2 protein-coding genes are annotated in these 2,408 nt (G+C 40.5%); both read right to left on the bottom strand.

What is annotated here, in order from left to right; genetic code table 11:
* Window positions 1-88: 88 nt before the first annotated feature.
* Window positions 89-835, bottom strand: a complete 747-nt coding sequence (locus CEX73_RS01185) for a type 2 GTP cyclohydrolase I (protein ID WP_101626790.1) — start codon at window positions 833-835, stop codon at window positions 89-91.
* Between the two features lie 23 nt (window positions 836-858).
* On the bottom strand, window positions 859-2,319 hold the full coding sequence (phrB, locus tag CEX73_RS01180) for a deoxyribodipyrimidine photo-lyase (protein WP_101626789.1): 1,461 nt from the start codon (window positions 2,317-2,319) through the stop codon (window positions 859-861).
* Between the last annotated feature and the right edge of the window lie 89 nt (window positions 2,320-2,408).

Genomic DNA, 2,408 nt, shown 5'->3' with positions numbered 1-2,408 from the left:
ATGGCGTCTAAAAGCTTTATTTAAATTATGAAATGAACAGATTGATCAAAAGCAACTATCTGTTAATAAAGATTCAATCACATCAGCATCAAACCGGATTATCGATATCGATAAAGGTAATATCTAAATCATATTCTTTTGCTAGCCATTCGCCTAAGGCACAGATACCTCCTCGTTCGGTTGCATGATGCCCGGCTGCATAAAAATGTAGCCCCATTTCACTAGCTATGTGAATGGTCTGCTCAGATACTTCACCGCTGATAAAAGCATTCATACCTGCCTGCGCAGCCAACTCAATAAATCCATGACCTCCACCAGAACACCATGCCAGTCGGTTGATGTTCATTGGAGCATTATCACTATAATGCAGCACAGCGCGCGCCATAGTTTGTTCTAGTCTCTGGTGTAGTAGATTACTACTAAGCGGTATAGTAAACTTACCTTGCGGTACTAGAGGCGAAAGCAGCATACCAGTGACTTTAATGCCTAGTTGGACTGCTAACTGAGCATTATTGCCTAGTTCAGGATGAGCATCTAGTGGGAGATGCCATGCGTAAAGATTAATATTATTAGCAAGCAGGGTTTTTAGACGCTGACGCTTCATGCCGTTGATAACTAATGATTCATTTTTCCAAAAATATCCATGATGTACAATAACAGCATCAGCATGCTGTGCTAGTGCTGCGTCTAATAACTTCTGGCAGGCGGTTACGCCTGTTACGATACGTTTCACCTCCCGGCACCCCTCAACTTGCAAACCATTAGGTGCATAGTCCTGCAGTAATTCACTGTTAAGTTTCTGATTAATAATTTGTTCTAGTTCGGTATTACGCATAGATGATTGTCTCGTCTCAGAGTTTATTCAACTTCTAGCTGCCTCGTACCTTTAGCTTTAGCAATCTTAGCAGCTGCTTTATAAACTGTGAGTGTTTGTTTGTATGCATTACTGTGATCTACAATAGGCTGTGGATAATTTAATCTAATGTTTTGTACCTTAAGCCAACGGTAAGGCTGATGCAAATATTTATCGGGTACTACCTTGAGCTCTGGTAGCCATCGTCGGATAAAAGTACCATTTTGATCAAATTGTTTCCCCTGAATAGTCGGATTAAATATACGAAAATAAGGCGCTGCATCAAAACCAGTCGATGCTACCCACTGCCATCCGCCGTTATTAGATGCTAGATCACCATCAATTAGCTGTGACATAAAATAGCGCTCTCCTTGACGCCAGTCTATTAAAAGATCTTTGACTAGAAAGCTAGCAGTAATCATACGTAACCGGTTATTTATCCATCCACTGACGGCTAATTTACGCATTGCTGCGTCGATAATTGGATAACCGGTGCGGCCCTCACACCATGCACGAAATAGTAAGTCATTGTTTTGCCAGGTAATGTGCTTAGTCCAAGATATGAAAGGTTCATGCTTACATAACTTAGGGTAAGCAACTATCATATGACGATAAAAATCACGCCAGATCAGTTGATTTAGCCAGATGAAAGCCGGACTATGATTCTGCGTTAGTACCAGCGGGTATCTCTCGCGTAATTGCTGATAACATTGGCGTGGTGACAAAACTCCAATAGCTAGCCAAGCTGATAATCTACTCGTTGCATTTAGCGCTGGGATATCCCGGTTACGGAGATAGTACTGAATATTATGATGACAAAAGGTACGTAGCTGGGACATGCCTGCTCTTTCTCCGACTAAATAACTGTTTTCCGGCCGCATACGTGGATAAGTAAATGGTACTATTATAGATGAACTAGGCACTCCATGCCCCTGCCTTGCGGCTGGGGCAGGCAAACATACTAGTTTGCTTTCCTGCAATTTATGCAGGAAAACATTACGAAATGAGGTATAAACTTGAAACATTTCCTGATTTTTAGTCAGGACATTACCTGGAGGTAGCAAAACGCTATCATCGAAACCTTGGCACAAAATTTGATTTGATATGCGCCTTTCTAGTTCCTGGTCGCGTTTGCGTTCATTTAATTCATACTCATAATTATAAAATAGTTGGTTAACTTTTTCGCGCTGACAAAAAGTTAACAACCAGTCTATTTGTTCGGCGAAGTTTGCACATTGATGATAGTACAGTGCTATCCCCCGTCCCGATAACTCTTGAGCTAATTTTTCCAAATGGTCAAATATAAAAGCGGCTTGGCGTTGACTCATATTGTGTTTATACCATTGCTTAGGAGTAGCGATAAATACGGTTAACACCCGAGCAGAAGGATCTTCACAAGCTGCATGTAACGCTTTATTGTCATGTATGCGTAAATCTTTGCGAAACCATACCAAAGACGTTTTCATTAATATTATTAAAGGTATTGAAAAATAAAAAACTATTACTTAGCCAGAAAACTTAAATTTTAAGGCTAAATATCATTGATCGCATAGCA

The sequence above is a fragment of the Candidatus Palibaumannia cicadellinicola genome (assembly GCF_002855795.1).
Taxonomy (GTDB): domain Bacteria; phylum Pseudomonadota; class Gammaproteobacteria; order Enterobacterales; family Enterobacteriaceae; genus Baumannia; species Baumannia cicadellinicola_C.
The sequence above is the reverse complement of the archived record's forward strand: the minus strand, read 5'-3'. Positions and strand labels throughout refer to the sequence as shown.